The sequence below is a fragment of the Legionella sp. JM-2024 genome (assembly GCF_055389095.1).
In genome coordinates, this window is record NZ_AP039388.1 from 492,718 (window position 1) to 507,195 (window position 14,478).

The following is a 14,478-nucleotide window of genomic DNA, read 5'->3' on the forward strand; positions in this document are numbered from 1 at the left end:
TATCGAACTCACGTTAATTCTTATTTAATAAATAATAATTACTCGGGTTATCTGGACATTCATGCGGTCCACATTCTAAGAATGTACTGATTCCATTTGCAAGAATCAAGATAAAAAATACCCATATCATTACTTTTACCCACTTATTTTGCACTCTATATTCTGGCATGAAACCTCTATCAAGGATTAGAGCCGTAGAAATTAGCAAGATAATTATTAAAAAAATTACTGCTGACCAAGTGTAAAGATGTAAACCAAAAAAAAGGTTTCCATAACCAGGATCCCCTGGTGTTAAATGAATATAAATCTGTCGAACTGAAATGGCCAATCCTAAAAGGCTGGCTAAAAGCATTAATCCATAATGTGAAGTTCTAATACCCAATGTTAAATTCATAACAAAACAGAGTGCCACTGCAACATAGCAAATTCTTTGCAAAATGCATATAGGACAAGGTAGTTCATGACGAGTTAATTGATCTATGAATGCGAAGATTAAAATGCAGCAAATTATGAATAATCCTGAAGTATTTCCAAAAAGATGGAGTCGCATTTGTTTGTTCATAGACTCACCAGATGGCTGTGATAATTGAAGCTTATCAATATAAGAAACAAACTAAAAAGGAATTGTAATATTATAGTTTTATTAGGTTTATATAGAATTTGTAAACCTATTATGAGATAAAGCAAAAACAGCACTATCATCATGATGGCCACCGTCGCTTTTATGAGTTACATCAAAAGTATAGATGGTCTATTGAACAATTTCTAAACCACTGATTTCGATCGCGTTGATAAGGGCATTATAAGTTTGATGTTTTACGAGTATTTCTTTATAGAACTGTCAATAAGCTAAGGAAAAATTCGGCTAGATTTCGTCATTGAGAGTCGATGTTATCCCTGCAAAACTTTTGTAGCCTGTCGCCCCAAACGTTAACGAGGGATCTTCCAAAGGTGGTTTTATACAAGCACGGAGATCGTCCATAATTCTATGCTTGAATTTATTGATCCTAAAAGTTAAATTCCATGAGGTTGAATCAATCCCAATTTGAATGCAATAAATAAAAAAACAAATAAAGATAATGAAATCGCAATTCTAATGGTTAATGCTTTAACAGTACGTTTTGATTTATCGGAATCTTTGACTAAGTAAAATAGTCCACTTGCTAGAGAGGCGACAATAAGAATCATGACAAAGATGATGAAGATTTTAGTGAACATTTGTTATACTCCTGACATTGCTAGCTTCAGAGGAATGTTAGCTAACCTAATGAGTAGTTGATTATAGATGCCTAGTTTAACTTGTTTTAATTTTCGTTTCACCCCAAATTGGTTAATGCTTGTTCTAGCTATCTTCTTTATTTCTATATTTGTAGGACTTGGATTATGGCAAATACAAAGGGCAGATGAAAAAACTAAAATGATAGTCGCCCAAGAAGCATTGGCAAAGCAAGATCCATTGATCTGGGAGCCTGGCCAAAAACTGCCAGAACAGTATCAAAAGATCAGGCTACAAGGAATTTATTTACCTGAATTGTTTTTGCTTGATAACCAACATTACCAGCATCAGTTTGGTTATGATGTTATTTCTCCGCTGCTTCTTGATGATGGTTCAGTCGTTATGGTGGATAGAGGATGGGTTTCTGGAGATATCACTCGACGTATTTTTCCTGAAGTTCAAATTCCCCACGGAAGTTTTAAAATGCTAGGTACAGTATATTTCCCAAGTAAAAAACAGTGGGTATTAGGACCTCGCTTCGAAGAAAAAGAAAATAAACTGACCATTCTTGAACTTATAGATGAAGAAATACTGAAACAAATTTTGCAAAAAAAGGTCTATCCGTTTATTATTCGCCTCGATAGCAGTGAACCTTTTGGTTTTGTACGTGAATGGGAGATAGTATCAATGCCTCCGCAGCGCCATTTCGCTTATGCAATACAGTGGTTTGCTATGGCGTTGGTTATCCTGATTATATTCGTGGCATTGAACTTAAAGAAAAATGAATAAACAATACATTAAATACATTACACTTTTACTCTTGGCTGTCATTTTTGTTGCGCCCGGAATAGCTGCCTATTTATTTTATAAAAATCCTTCTTGGTTAGGTAGTTCTAAAATTAATAAAGGTAATTTGCTTTCCACACCAGTAGCTCTGAACCCTTTAGATAGTAATGCAAAATGGCGCATCATCTATTGGACTCCTGATGGATGCGATAAGACATGCCTTAAGCAGCTTAACTTGTTAGGAAGAGTTCGTCTTGCTTTTGGTCGAAAATTGTATCAGGTGGATGAGTGGTTAATTCTTGGCAACAAAGACTCGTTACTGGCTGAGGAATTGAAACCCATTTTAAAAGAACAGGATATACATGTTGCAGCGCTATCATCAGCCGAAATGGCTAAGTTGGAAAACTTGTCTCCTCATGCAAAAATATTTATAGAGAATCCAGATAATTACCTCATATTAAGTTATCAACCCGGAGGTAATCCAGATGATATATATAAAGATCTGAAACTTTTACTCAACACAACAGAAATTAAGAGCGGATAAATTGATGTCTAATAGTTCAATACGAGTAGCTGCTACCCTTGCTGTTTTTTTGGCTTTTTTGGTGGTTATGTTAGGAGCTTATACTCGTTTAACAGATGCGGGATTAGGTTGTCCGGATTGGCCAGGTTGCTATGGTCGATTGGTGCTTCCCGGAGCAGATAAAGAGCTGCACCAAGCTCAGGCTAAATACCCCGATCTCCCTATTGAATCAACAAAAGCATGGACTGAAATGGTTCATCGATATGTGGCAGGAACTTTAGCTCTTTTGATTTTTTTTATTGCATTCAGGGTATTGTTAAGACGACATCGGGGCGACGATTTACCTTGGCAACTTCCGTTGACTTTATTGGTGTTGGTTATATTTCAAGCGGTATTGGGAATGTGGACTGTTACTTTAAAGTTGTTACCTGTAGTAGTGATGGGGCATCTTTTAGGTGGGATGTTAATCGTAGCTTGTTTGAGTCGTTTTCGTTTACAAATGAGTGGGTTAAGTGGACAGGATTTACCAAAGTGGCGGCCATGGTTACGTTGGGGTGTGGTTATTATTGTATTGCAAATCGCCTTAGGTGGTTGGGTAAGCGCTAACTATGCTGGTATTTCTTGTGTTGGTTTTCCAACATGTAATGGCGTTTGGCTTCCGGAATTGCATTTTGCAAAGGGATTTAATTTATTTTCTGCAGTAGGGGCTAATTATCAAGGGGGATTACTTGAAAATGAAGTCCGGGTTAGTATTCAATTCATTCATAGAATTGGAGCCATATTGACTGCAACCTATCTATTGATTCTTTCATTATTGATATGGATGCAAACTCGTTCAAGTCGTTTAAGAGCAACAGCTCTTATTATGACTGCGTTAGTATTGCTTCAATTTACTTTAGGAATAATGAATGTGGTTTATTTATTACCAGTAAAAGTCGCAGTCGCCCATAATGGGATAGCAGCATTATTACTAGCAACAGCATTTTGTGCTTTGCATTTTACCAGAGGGAGTGATAACCATGCGTACTGAATGTGCCACTCGACTTCCAGTGGATTGGCGTGACTATATAGAACTGTGTAAGCCACGTGTTGTATTGCTCATGCTATTAACCGTAGTGGTAGGAATGTATCTGGCAGCTCCAGGTTGGGTCAGTTTAAGATTAATAGCCTTTACCTTAGTTGGAATTGGATTATGCGCTGGCAGCGCTGCTGCAGTTAATCATTTGGTAGACAGACATATTGATTCTATTATGGCTAGGACAAAAAAGAGACCAGTGGCTTATGGGCGAGTCTCAGTAACACAAGCGTTATGGTTTGCTGTGATTATTGGGATAATGGGATTGAGTGTGCTCGTTGTTTTTGTTAATAAATTAACTGCGTTACTTACTTTTGTAACTTTGATTGGTTATGCAGGTGTTTACACAGGTTATCTAAAACGTGCCACATCGCAAAATATTGTCATTGGTGGCTTAGCAGGCGCTGCTCCTCCTTTGCTGGGTTGGACTGCTGTCACTAATCAATTGGATCCCCAGGCATTATTATTAGTACTAATCATATTCACCTGGACTCCCCCTCATTTTTGGGCTTTAGCCATTTATCGATATAAGGAATATCAAGATGCCCAAATTCCAATGTTACCTGTGACGCACGGCATTCAATTTACCAAATTGAATGTTTATCTCTATACTGTTTTGCTGCTGGTTGTCAGTCTTTTGCCCTTTGTTGTGGGTATGAGTGGTTGGGTTTATTTGTTCGGGGCTCTAGTGCTAGGCATCAGATTTTTAGTTTGGGCGCATAAATTATATCGTACTGATAAACCTGTAGTGGCTATGCAAACATTCCGGTTTTCTATTGTGTATTTGATGCTATTGTTTGTATTTTTATTAATTGATCACTATTTTTGAGGGGTTAAAATGAACATAAAAATTAAAGGGACCACTTTGACAGTTGTCATATTGTTAGCCCTGGCCAGTTTGTTTGCCGGCGTTTATATATCTCAAAATCTTCATTTTAAGAAAAAGATCAACGTTGCTGAACTCCATGGAACTTATCTGGAAAACCCAAGAACTATTAATAATTTCAGTCTGACAGGTACGGATCAGAAAGTCTTTAATAACTCAAGCTTGCAAGGTCGATGGACTTTGGTGTTTTTTGGATTTACCAATTGTGGCTATCTGTGTCCTACTACGATGGCAGAACTTGGAAAAATGTACCGAATTTTGGAAGGAAAAGGGGTAAAAAATTTACCGCAAGTCGTGATGATATCCATAGATCCACAACGAGATAATCTTGATAAATTAGGCAATTATGTCACTGCTTTTCATAAGTCGTTCTATGGAGCAAGAGGTGAAGAGGACTCAATTAAATTAATGACGCATGAGATGGGTATTGCCTATGCCAAAGTCGCTAATAAAGACAGCACTGATCCTCAGAACTATGATATACAACATAGTGGCGCTGTGATGCTATTTAATCCCCAAGGCGAGTTAAATGCATTTTTTACTACACCACATCAGGCGGATATGCTAGCTAAGGATTATATCTTATTAGTATCCTAGCTAGAGGCTTGATGTTTTATCTATGCAGGAAGCAATGACTAAGACCGACTTAGTTTTATTTGATGTCACAAATCATACGGAATGCAGCCAGGTTAATTAATTCCCTATTTATAGGAATTCAAAAATTATTCTCCAGTTATGTTTATTTTGGAGGATAATTTGTGATTTTTAATCTAGGCTTTAAGTAAGGGTTGTTGACATTTCATTTATCTTAGCTTAAAAACCGCGATTTTCTCCAAGTAGGTGCTCCTGTAATTCTGAGGGGAGCCCTGTTGTGATGCTTAAAAGTTGCTTTATTGCAGTGGAGCTAGGTGAATTTGTTTGGATTGTTGAGATTGATCTGTGAAATTACTGAGGAAAGTTTAATTCATGAAAATTGCGATATTGGCAACTAACCCACATTTATATTCCCATAAACGGTTAAAGGCAGAAGGGGAAGCTGCGGGTCATGAGGTTAAAATTATTAACCCTTTATATTGTTATATGAATGTGGCGGCCTCTAACCCTAAGGTACATTATCGAGGTGGAGCACCTTTGCAGCATTTTGACGCAGTAATTCCAAGAATTGGTGCTTCAACTACCTATTACGGCACTGCTGTTTTGCGCCATATGGAAACAATGGGGATGTACACCCTAAATGAATCTATTGCTATTTCACGCTCTCGGGATAAATTTCGATCATTGCAACTGTTGGCACGCAAAGGGATCCCTATGCCGCTAACCAGTTTTGCTCAATCCCCTGATGATACTGAAGATTTGATTCATATGGTAGGAGGTGCTCCTCTGGTGATAAAGCTGTTGGAAGGAACACAAGGTAAAGGGGTAATTCTTGCTGACAGCCATCAATCAGCGGTGAGTATCATTAATGCGTTCAAAGAGATGCATGCCAATATTTTGGTTCAGGAATTTATTGAAGAATCTCGCGGTACAGATATACGCTGTTTTGTTATTGGGGAAAAAGTGGTTGCTGCGGTAAAGAGGCAGGCTAAAGAAGGAGAGTTTCGGGCAAATGTTCATCAGGGAGGAAAGGCTGTTAAAGTGAAATTGTCTCCACAAGAACGTGCAATTGCCATTAGCGCTGCGAAAACCATGGGGTTAAGAGTTGCTGGTGTTGATTTAATTCGTTCAAATCATGGCCCATTAGTTTTAGAAATTAACTCCTCACCAGGCCTGGAAGGTATAGAAAAAGCAACTAATGTTAATTTAGCTGGAAAAATTATTGAGTACATTGAGAAAAAGGCAAAACCAATTAGTTTGAACCATAGATTTCATGGGTAATTTTAATGAGCTCCTGATTTCGAATCACTCTTGCCAATTAACCAGTCTGCATTAACTTCAAGCTCTTGTGCCAATGTTTTTAATATTGTTTCATCAGGACTTGTAATCCCATTAAGTAAAGCTTCTGCCTTAAATTTTGGAATTTTAATGAGTTTGGACAGTGCATCAATTCGTTCAGCAGTGGCTTCTGGTACGCCGATGCTGTCTAATTCTTTATTCAGCCTCTCTGAAAATCTCTTGTTAAGCATAGGTTTGCTCCTAATTAAAGTGATTTTATTTATTCACAAACATTTATTTATTTCATATAGCATAAAAATGAAGTTTTGCAATTTTTATTCAAAATTCTCTAATTTTATACGATATATCAGTCTGACAACAAAGAACCAAACATGATTTGCATAATCCTGGAAAATTCAGTGCAATAATGGCTCGTAGTAGATTGAACTGCTTTTTCCAGGATAATTAATTTTGCTTATGGATGGCTTCATTGACGTATATTATTTTGCAGGATTAAAGAATGAAAAAAATCAATTTTGATTGACGCTTGATTACAGTGATGTAAAATCGATGAAGTTTCAGTGACATAGCCATTGTAATTTTAGGATGATATATGCTCTTAAAAGCAGAATCGAAGTATCCTTGTGATTTAATTTTGTTTGGTACATTAGGTGATTTATCTTGCCGAAAATTATTGCCTGCATTATATCAATTGGAATCTGCCAACTTACTTCATGAAAAAACCAGAATTATCGGGTGTGCACGAGAAGATTTGGATTTTTCTGCTTATGTTGATTTGATTAAAAATAAAATTCAGAAATTTTTATTAGCTGAAATTGATGAAGCAATCTGGTTACGTTTTATCGAGAAATTGATTTACTGCACACTTGATTTAAATAAACCCGATGATTATCAAAAGCTAATGGATTACGTTAATCCATCTGACCGAGTGGTTATTTCTTATTTGGCAATCCCCCCAAGCCTTTATTCTCAAACTTGTCACGGTCTTTCTCGTCTTGGTTTAACTGATAAGCCATCGCGAGTTGTTTTAGAAAAACCAATTGGTCATGACTTACCCTCTTCTATAGCAACTAATGAACAGGTAGCTTGTTTTTTTTCAGAAGATCAAATTTACCGTATTGATCATTATTTGGGTAAAGAAACGGTATTGAATTTATTAGTACTTCGTTTTGCCAATTCTGTTTTTTCGACAAATTGGGATAATCGTACTGTCGAGCGAGTTGAGATTTCGGTTGCTGAAGAAATAGGTGTTGAGGGTCGTTGGGAATATTACGATAAATCAGGGCAAGTCAGAGATATGCTACAAAATCATCTGTTACAAATATTATCTTTGATAGCAATGGAACCACCCTTGAGCCTTTCAGCAGAAAGTATCCGAAGTGAAAAATTAAAAGTATTAAAATCGTTACGTTTTATTAATAAATCAAATGTACACGACCATACAATACGAGCCCAGTATAGGTCTAATTATTTAACAAATGGTAAAAAAATACCTGGTTATCTGGAAGAGGAAAGAGCTAATGAATCCTCTAAAACGGAGACTTTTGTAGCGATTAAAGCCTATGTCGATAATTGGCGGTGGTCCGGTGTGCCATTTTATATGCTTACTGGTAAAAGATTGCCTAAAAAGCAAAGTGAAGTGGTGATATATTTTAAACCGCAGCCTTACAATATTTTCCACTCAATCAAAGAAGAACTGCCACCTAATCAGTTAATTATTCGTTTACAACCTGATGAAGGTGTTGAAGTGAGGATATTGAATAAAATACCAGGTCTTGGCGAACGCATGGAATTGCATGATAGTAAGTTGGATTTAAATTTTCATCATAGTTTTAAAACTCGAAGAATTGCGGACGCGTATGAGAGATTGTTGCTAGAGGTCATGTTAGGTAATCAATATTTATTTGTAAGTCGAGAAGAAATTGAGCAAGCTTGGCAATGGATCGATAGTATTATCTCAGCCTGGGAAGAAGAAAATATTCCATTGTATACTTATCCAGCAGGTAGCTGGGGTCCTAAGGAAGTCATCCGCTTATTTAATGGGCAAGCACATGTTTGGGGTGATCAAAATGCCGCTTCATAGTTTTATGGATGCTAAACAGTTGACGCATGACATGGCAGAAAAGTTAAGTACTATTTTGTCCGATGCTATTAAGCTAAGAGGCGAAGCTTATTTGGTGGTTTCGGGTGGTAAAACCCCTATTGATTTATTTAAGAAGTTGGCTGCAACTGATTTGCCCTGGGAAAGAGTGATTATCACCCTGGCTGATGAGCGCTGTGTCAGCCTTAATGACCCGCAACGTAACGAACGGTTGGTTCGCGATTTTTTACTGCAAGGTAAGGCAGCAAATGCCAAACTGATAAGCTTATATGATGAAAGCACTGATCTCTTAAGTCATTTGCATGCAGTGAATAACCAAATTGATTCTTTGCCAACTTTTGATGCGGTGATTTTGGGAATGGGAGAGGATGGTCATACCGCATCGTTATTTCCATGTAGTGATGAATTAAGTTCAGGTTTGGATGATAAGGCACAAGCTGTACTTTTAGTAAATCCCAAAACGGCTCCTTTCCCTAGAATTAGTTTATCAAAAAGACGACTATTAAATAGTCGGATTATTTTTTTACATTTAGTAGGTCAAAAAAAGCGGACTGTCTTAGAGCAGGCTATGGAAAGTAATAAACCAACCGTTATGCCAATTTGTGCTGTTTTACATAATCCGAATGTCAATGTGGAAGTGATGTATGCTCCGACTGATGAGGGAAAAGAATGCATCCTGTAGTAGATCAAGTGACTGCAAATATTCAAAATCGTAGTACTCATAGAAGATTACAGTATTTACAGCAAGTTGCTAAGGCTCGTACAAAAGGTCCTCAACGCAGTGTTCTGCATTGTGGAAATTTAGCGCATGGTTTTGCTGCTTGCCTTAAACAAGACAAAGCCATTTTAAGAAGTAATTCAAAAGCCAACATTGCTATTATTTCTGCCTATAATGATATGCTATCAGCACACCAACCTTATGTTACCTTCCCTGATTTGATTAAAGAAGCGATATCTGCTGCTGGAGGAGTTGCACAATTTGCTGGTGGCGTTCCTGCCATGTGTGATGGGATTACTCAAGGGCAAGCAGGGATGGAGTTGAGTTTACTGAGTCGTGATGTGATCGCTTTATCTGCTGCTATTGCTTTGTCACATAACATGTTTGATGGCGGATTACTGTTAGGTATTTGCGATAAAATAGTTCCAGGTTTACTAATGGCAGCATTGTCTTTCGGCCATCTGCCGTTTATTTTCGTGCCTGCTGGCCCCATGCCTTCTGGTATCTCCAATCAGGAAAAAGCAAGAATTCGTCAATTGTATGCTGCAGGCGAAGTAGATAAGAGTGCTTTATTGGATGTAGAGGCTGCATCCTATCACTCTGCTGGAACTTGTACATTTTATGGTACGGCAAATTCCAATCAATTAGTGATTGAATTGATGGGGTTACAACTTCCTGGTTCTTCATTTGTTAATCCCAATACTCCTTTGCGAGATGAACTAACTAAAGCGGCTGCCCGTCAGGTCATATTATTAACTGATTTAAATTCTGATTATATGCCAATAGGGCAGATGCTTGATGTGAAAAATATTGTGAATGGAATTATAGGATTATTGGCTTCAGGGGGTTCTACCAATCATACCATGCATCTTATTGCAATAGCTGCTATGGCAGGGTATTCGGTAAATTGGGATGATTTTGCGCAATTATCCGCAATTACCCCGTTAATCGCTCGGATTTATCCCAACGGCCATGCTGATATTAATCATTTTCAAAGAGCTGGGGGAATGGCTTATTTTATTAAAACTTTGTTAGAAGCTGATTTACTTCATCCTGATGTGAATACTGTGATGGGTTTTGGATTAGATAAGTATACCCAACAGCCACAACTAATTAATAATCGATTAACTTGGGTTGCTGGCCCAAACAGATCCAGCAATAATGATGTTTTAACATCTGCTGCTGCTCCATTTAAACCTCAAGGTGGACTTCAGGTTTTGAGTGGTAATCTTGGAAGGGCTGTCATTAAAACATCCAGCCTTCAAGATGGTCATCAAGTCATAGAAGCCCCGGCAGTAGTATGTGCAAGCCAAGAGGAATTTGAACACTTGTTCAATCAGGGGTTGCTTAATAAAAATTGTGTGGTAGTTGTGCGTTTCCAAGGTCCAAAAGCCTGTGGCATGCCAGAATTACATCAATTAACTCCAAAACTTGGTGTGCTAATGGATAAAGGTTTCCAGGTTGCCTTGGTTACTGACGGTCGTATGTCTGGAGCATCGGGTAAGGTACCAGCTGCAATTCATGTAACTCCTGAAGCTGTAGATGGAGGGGTTATTGCCAAGATAGAAACCGGTGACACGATTTTGATTGATTGCACAAGAGGGATACTCCAATTATTAGTTTCTGATGAAAAATTGGCGAGTCGCCCCTTGAATAGCCCGGACGGACATAATTCTATGCAAGGTATGGGTCGAGAGTTATTTAGTAATTTAAGATTTCATTTTACTGGTGCAGAACAAGGCGCTTGTAGTTTATTTAAAGGAAATGAATTTTGTTATGATGCATCATGATTTGACGCAGTATGCGATTGTAGCGGATATAGGGGGTACTTTCGCTCGTTTCAGTAGGGTGAATCTCATCAATTTGCAGATGGATAAAATCGAAATTTATCCTTGTGCCGAGTTCATTAGTCTTGAGTCCGCGTTAGTAACTTATAAAGCCCGACATTCTCTGCAGGAAATAAAACATATTGCTATAGCGATTGCGTGTCCAGTCATCGATGATTTGGTTAGTATGACGAATTGTCATTGGCAGTTTTCAATAACTGAATTAAAACAGGAACTCGGACTTGATGTCCTGGAAGTCATGAATGATTTTACAGCGATTGCAATGAGTTTGCCTGCCCTGTCGAGTCAGGATCTGATTCCGGTTGGTAATGGTTATCTGGATAGTAGTAAAGTGAGAGTGGTGTTAGGCGCAGGAACAGGTTTGGGCGTTGCTTATTTAGTCCCAAATCAACAAAGCTACACTGCTTTTGCAGGGGAAGGTGGTCATGCGGATTGGGGAGCAAAAACCGAGCAAGAGTGGTTTATTTATAACTACTTAAAAAATCTATATCCACGTGTATCTTATGAGCGTTTATTATCAGGGCAAGGTTTGGAAAATCTATATCAAGCTTTAGCAGCATATCATAGTAAAGAAGTTGAATCTTTGTCAGCAGCACAAATTATATCTATGGCACTAAGTCAGGGGTGTTTTATTGCTCATAAAACTGTAGCTCAATTTTTTTCAAGTTTAGGAGCTTTTGCTGGTGATTTGGCCTTAACCTATGGAGCTTTTGGTGGCATTTACATTGCTGGCGGCATTGTACCACGCTTATTGTCCTTGATACATCAAAGTGAATTCAGATCTCAATTTGAAAATAAAGGTCGATTCAGCGATTTCAATGCGCTAATTCCAACTTATGTGATTGTAGCAGCTCAACCTGGAATTTTAGGTGCAGGTGTCAGTTTGAAACAATCTTTGTCAGGAGCGCCCCATGTCATTTCCTGAATGGAAAATACAACCAAGTACAGTATTTTCAACATCTCCAGTGATTCCAGTGATAGTCATAAGAGAATTGGAGCAAGCAGTACCCTTAGCGGAAGCTTTGTTTGCTGGCGGAATTAATGTACTTGAGGTGACATTAAGGACACCGGTTGCGATGAGCGCTCTAGAATTGCTTATCAATACATTTCCCGAAGCATTGATTGGAGCTGGGACTGTTATTACTCCTGAGCAACTGCATGAAGTGCTAGCTGTAGGAGCTCAATTTGCAATTAGCCCTGGTCAAACGAAAGAACTACTAATGGCAGGAAAGAAAAGTGAAATTCCTTTGATTCCAGGTGTCGCCAGTGTCTCAGAATTAATGGAGGGTTTGGGCATGGGATATTCTCATTTTAAATTTTTCCCTGCTGCGATTGCTGGGGGTACTCCCATGTTGAAAGTGATATCGGGGTTATTTCCTCAGGTCAAATTTTGCCCAACAGGTGGAATTAATGCAGCGAATTATGGTGAGTATTTGCGGTTGCCAAATGTATCTTGTGTCGGCGGATCTTGGATCGTTCCGGAAGAGGCTGTAAAAAATCATGATTGGCCTTTAATTACAGATTTGTGCTGGGCAGTGAGCTCTAAGCGGGAATCGCATTCACAAAATTAATATAGTTATTTTTTATTGAACTCCGCTGACATTCCGAGCATTACGAAGAGCCTCTCAGTTTAGGGTAAAAAGCAGGTGATTCTTCGCTGCGCCCAGGATGACACTGGTGAGCATAGTAGAGCAGATGTTGAGACAGAGTATTTAAAATCAAGGAGCATAAGATGGCTTGGATTGTCGCAATAATTGGGTCAGTTGCAGGTTTTTTATTTGGTTATGATGAGGGAATAATTGCCGGTTCTCTGGATTTGGTAAAAAATCATTTTGATCTCACGGTAACACATATAGGCGTTATGGCTTCAGCCTTACCATTTGGGGCATTGTTTGGTTCTATGTTGATTGGTGCCTTTATGGCATCAAAGGGAGTTAAACGGTTTGGCAGGCGTTCATTATTATCCTTTGCTGGCTTTTTGTTCTTTTTTGGTGCTTTAGGGGCTGGGTTTGCTGATTCCATTTCGGTACTCATTTTATCTCGATTAATTTTGGGCCTTGCGATTGGAATGGCCTCGGTATTAACTCCTTTATATTTGGCAGAAACAGCCGCGTTGGAAGCACGGGGCGCAGTAGTTGCTATTTATCAACTTGCTTTAACTGTAGGTATTGTTTGCTCTTATTCAGTGAATTATCTATTGATAGAACATCAGGCATGGCGAGTAATGTTTGCTTCGAGTGCTTTGCCCGCTTTGTTGTTGACCATAGGGATTTTATTCATGCCTGAATCTCCCAGATGGTTATGTAGCGTTGGACGACATAATGACGCAGCAAAATCCTTAAGAAAATTGAGAAAAACAAACTCGATTGAACACGAATTAAGAGATATTGAAACCACGTTGGCGAATGAACCAAAACAAGGAAATTGGTTGCTTCTATTTCGTAAGCCCTTACTGCCTGTATTGATGTTAGGAACGATATTATTTTGTTTACAGCAATTAAGTGGTATCAATGTGGTCATATATTTTGCGCCTGAAATATTCAAAAATTTAGGTTTAGGCAGTACAACAGGTCAAATATTGGCAACGATGGGGATTGGCATGGTGAATTTGCTGGTTACTATCATCGCAATTTTGTGTGTTGATAAATTAGGACGGCGTAAATTGTTGTTACTAGGTTTTGCTGGAACCAGTCTGAGTTTGTTTGCGTTGTGTCTTTTTTCATTAAATCATGTCGCTTGGCTATCCTATTTATCGGTTATTTGTTTAATGGTTTATATTTTTTCGTTCGCTATTAGCGTAGGACCTATTCCACATATTGCCATGGCAGAAATTTTCCCTCTCCATGTCCGTGGTGCGGGGATGGGTTTGTCTTCTATGAGTAATTGGTCATTTAATACGATTGTGATTTTTAGTTTTCCAATCTTGCATAAGATGTTTGGTATAGAGATTACTTTTGCACTATACGCGGTAATCTGCTTTTTAGGCTTCATTTATACTTACGTTTATATGCCAGAGACGAAGAATATTAGTTTGGAGCAGATAGAAAATTACATCATGTCGGGTAAGCCTTTACGATTTTTAGGGCGAGAGGAAGAACAAATTGATGATGCGTCCACTAAATCAGAATCTTCCTTATTGGCTTCTACGAATTAAAAGCGATTGGCAAAGTAAGCGATACCAATGTATCAACTGCCTTGAATCTTTTTAGAGCTTCAAGGCAGTTGATATGTTCAATGAATTTGAATAATGGGACAGGGGTCTTTTCTTTTTGCTTGCATAGAAAGACTTTATCATAAGTTAAAAAAGTATTTTTTTTCATTGTAGCCATCACTTTAAAAATAGTCAAAATCATTCATACTGTCCGTTTTAAACCTAAGATTGTCCTTTTTAGACCATAAAATTTAATTATGATTGATTTATAATTAACCATTT

16 protein-coding genes are annotated in these 14,478 nt (G+C 38.1%); 12 read left to right on the forward strand and 4 right to left on the reverse strand.

The window, feature by feature from the left end:
• Positions 1-13: 13 nt before the first annotated feature.
• From ACZ5EK_RS02170 to ACZ5EK_RS02180, 3 genes are all read right to left on the reverse strand, one after another.
• Positions 14-562: a disulfide bond formation protein B gene (locus ACZ5EK_RS02170; RefSeq protein WP_464431186.1), complete on the reverse strand. Its 549-nt coding sequence runs from the start codon at positions 560-562 to the stop codon at positions 14-16.
• A complete protein-coding gene (locus ACZ5EK_RS02175) occupies positions 559-705 on the reverse strand; it encodes a DUF5993 family protein (protein ID WP_464426299.1) in 147 nt (48 codons plus the stop codon). Before ACZ5EK_RS02175 ends, ACZ5EK_RS02170 begins: the two co-directional genes overlap by 4 nt.
• Before the next feature lie 309 nt (positions 706-1,014).
• On the reverse strand, positions 1,015-1,218 hold the full coding sequence (locus tag ACZ5EK_RS02180) for a twin transmembrane helix small protein (protein WP_464431187.1): 204 nt from the start codon (positions 1,216-1,218) through the stop codon (positions 1,015-1,017).
• Positions 1,219-1,285: 67 nt separating this feature from the next.
• Here ACZ5EK_RS02180 and ACZ5EK_RS02185 point away from each other — a divergent pair, with 67 nt between their 5' ends.
• The 6 genes from ACZ5EK_RS02185 (at position 1,286) to rimK (ending at position 6,361) form a co-directional block, all read left to right on the forward strand.
• A complete protein-coding gene (locus tag ACZ5EK_RS02185) occupies positions 1,286-2,005 on the forward strand; it encodes an SURF1 family protein (RefSeq protein WP_464431188.1) in 720 nt (239 codons plus the stop codon).
• Positions 1,998-2,546 (forward strand): hypothetical protein, encoded by a 549-nt coding sequence (locus tag ACZ5EK_RS02190; RefSeq protein WP_464431189.1) that lies wholly within the window; start codon positions 1,998-2,000, stop codon positions 2,544-2,546. Before ACZ5EK_RS02185 ends, ACZ5EK_RS02190 begins: the two co-directional genes overlap by 8 nt.
• 4 nt (positions 2,547-2,550) lie before the next feature.
• The gene (locus ACZ5EK_RS02195; protein WP_464431190.1) at positions 2,551-3,555 is read left to right on the forward strand and encodes a COX15/CtaA family protein; all 1,005 of its coding nucleotides are present in this window, start codon (positions 2,551-2,553) and stop codon (positions 3,553-3,555) included.
• Positions 3,545-4,429, forward strand: a complete 885-nt coding sequence (gene cyoE, locus ACZ5EK_RS02200) for a heme o synthase (RefSeq protein WP_464431191.1) — start codon at positions 3,545-3,547, stop codon at positions 4,427-4,429. The genes ACZ5EK_RS02195 and cyoE overlap by 11 nt, the downstream gene beginning before the upstream one ends.
• Before the next feature lie 9 nt (positions 4,430-4,438).
• Positions 4,439-5,083, forward strand: a complete 645-nt coding sequence (locus ACZ5EK_RS02205) for an SCO family protein (RefSeq protein WP_464431192.1) — start codon at positions 4,439-4,441, stop codon at positions 5,081-5,083.
• Between the two features lie 369 nt (positions 5,084-5,452).
• Entirely contained in the window at positions 5,453-6,361 is a 909-nt protein-coding gene (rimK, locus tag ACZ5EK_RS02210) for a 30S ribosomal protein S6--L-glutamate ligase (RefSeq protein WP_464431193.1), read from the forward strand.
• Positions 6,362-6,363: 2 nt separating this feature from the next.
• Here the strand turns inward: rimK and ACZ5EK_RS02215 are convergent, their stop codons facing one another.
• Entirely contained in the window at positions 6,364-6,609 is a 246-nt protein-coding gene (locus ACZ5EK_RS02215) for a hypothetical protein (protein ID WP_464431194.1), read from the reverse strand.
• 362 nt (positions 6,610-6,971) lie between these two features.
• Here ACZ5EK_RS02215 and zwf point away from each other — a divergent pair, with 362 nt between their 5' ends.
• From zwf to ACZ5EK_RS02245, 6 genes are all read left to right on the forward strand, one after another.
• A complete protein-coding gene (gene zwf / locus ACZ5EK_RS02220; RefSeq protein ID WP_464431195.1) occupies positions 6,972-8,462 on the forward strand; it encodes a glucose-6-phosphate dehydrogenase in 1,491 nt (496 codons plus the stop codon).
• Entirely contained in the window at positions 8,449-9,162 is a 714-nt protein-coding gene (gene pgl, locus ACZ5EK_RS02225) for a 6-phosphogluconolactonase (protein WP_464431196.1), read from the forward strand. Before zwf ends, pgl begins: the two co-directional genes overlap by 14 nt.
• The gene (gene edd, locus ACZ5EK_RS02230; RefSeq protein WP_464431197.1) at positions 9,150-10,988 is read left to right on the forward strand and encodes a phosphogluconate dehydratase; all 1,839 of its coding nucleotides are present in this window, start codon (positions 9,150-9,152) and stop codon (positions 10,986-10,988) included. Before pgl ends, edd begins: the two co-directional genes overlap by 13 nt.
• Positions 10,975-11,970, forward strand: a complete 996-nt coding sequence (glk, locus tag ACZ5EK_RS02235) for a glucokinase (protein ID WP_464431198.1) — start codon at positions 10,975-10,977, stop codon at positions 11,968-11,970. Before edd ends, glk begins: the two co-directional genes overlap by 14 nt.
• Complete coding sequence (locus ACZ5EK_RS02240; protein ID WP_464431199.1) at positions 11,957-12,616, forward strand: bifunctional 4-hydroxy-2-oxoglutarate aldolase/2-dehydro-3-deoxy-phosphogluconate aldolase; 660 nt, start codon at positions 11,957-11,959, stop codon at positions 12,614-12,616. Before glk ends, ACZ5EK_RS02240 begins: the two co-directional genes overlap by 14 nt.
• Positions 12,617-12,777: 161 nt before the next feature.
• The gene (locus tag ACZ5EK_RS02245; protein ID WP_464431200.1) at positions 12,778-14,199 is read left to right on the forward strand and encodes a sugar porter family MFS transporter; all 1,422 of its coding nucleotides are present in this window, start codon (positions 12,778-12,780) and stop codon (positions 14,197-14,199) included.
• Positions 14,200-14,478 lie beyond the last annotated feature (279 nt).

Bases quoted from the DNA above. Each gene is read 5' to 3' on its own strand.
- ACZ5EK_RS02190 (WP_464431189.1), top strand. From the start codon at position 1,998: ATGAATAAACAATACATTAAATACATTACACTTTTACTCTTGGCTGTC.
- pgl (WP_464431196.1), top strand. From the start codon at position 8,449: ATGCCGCTTCATAGTTTTATGGATGCTAAACAGTTGACGCATGACATG.
- ACZ5EK_RS02240 (WP_464431199.1), top strand. From the start codon at position 11,957: ATGTCATTTCCTGAATGGAAAATACAACCAAGTACAGTATTTTCAACA.
- ACZ5EK_RS02245 (WP_464431200.1), top strand. From the start codon at position 12,778: ATGGCTTGGATTGTCGCAATAATTGGGTCAGTTGCAGGTTTTTTATTT.
- ACZ5EK_RS02185 (WP_464431188.1), top strand. From the start codon at position 1,286: ATGCCTAGTTTAACTTGTTTTAATTTTCGTTTCACCCCAAATTGGTTA.
- edd (WP_464431197.1), top strand. From the start codon at position 9,150: ATGCATCCTGTAGTAGATCAAGTGACTGCAAATATTCAAAATCGTAGT.
- ACZ5EK_RS02180 (WP_464431187.1), bottom strand. From the start codon at position 1,218: ATGTTCACTAAAATCTTCATCATCTTTGTCATGATTCTTATTGTCGCC.
- ACZ5EK_RS02195 (WP_464431190.1), top strand. From the start codon at position 2,551: ATGTCTAATAGTTCAATACGAGTAGCTGCTACCCTTGCTGTTTTTTTG.
- cyoE (WP_464431191.1), top strand. From the start codon at position 3,545: ATGCGTACTGAATGTGCCACTCGACTTCCAGTGGATTGGCGTGACTAT.
- ACZ5EK_RS02170 (WP_464431186.1), bottom strand. From the start codon at position 562: ATGAACAAACAAATGCGACTCCATCTTTTTGGAAATACTTCAGGATTA.
- ACZ5EK_RS02175 (WP_464426299.1), bottom strand. From the start codon at position 705: ATGATGATAGTGCTGTTTTTGCTTTATCTCATAATAGGTTTACAAATT.
- ACZ5EK_RS02205 (WP_464431192.1), top strand. From the start codon at position 4,439: ATGAACATAAAAATTAAAGGGACCACTTTGACAGTTGTCATATTGTTA.
- zwf (WP_464431195.1), top strand. From the start codon at position 6,972: ATGCTCTTAAAAGCAGAATCGAAGTATCCTTGTGATTTAATTTTGTTT.
- rimK (WP_464431193.1), top strand. From the start codon at position 5,453: ATGAAAATTGCGATATTGGCAACTAACCCACATTTATATTCCCATAAA.
- ACZ5EK_RS02215 (WP_464431194.1), bottom strand. From the start codon at position 6,609: ATGCTTAACAAGAGATTTTCAGAGAGGCTGAATAAAGAATTAGACAGC.
- glk (WP_464431198.1), top strand. From the start codon at position 10,975: ATGATGCATCATGATTTGACGCAGTATGCGATTGTAGCGGATATAGGG.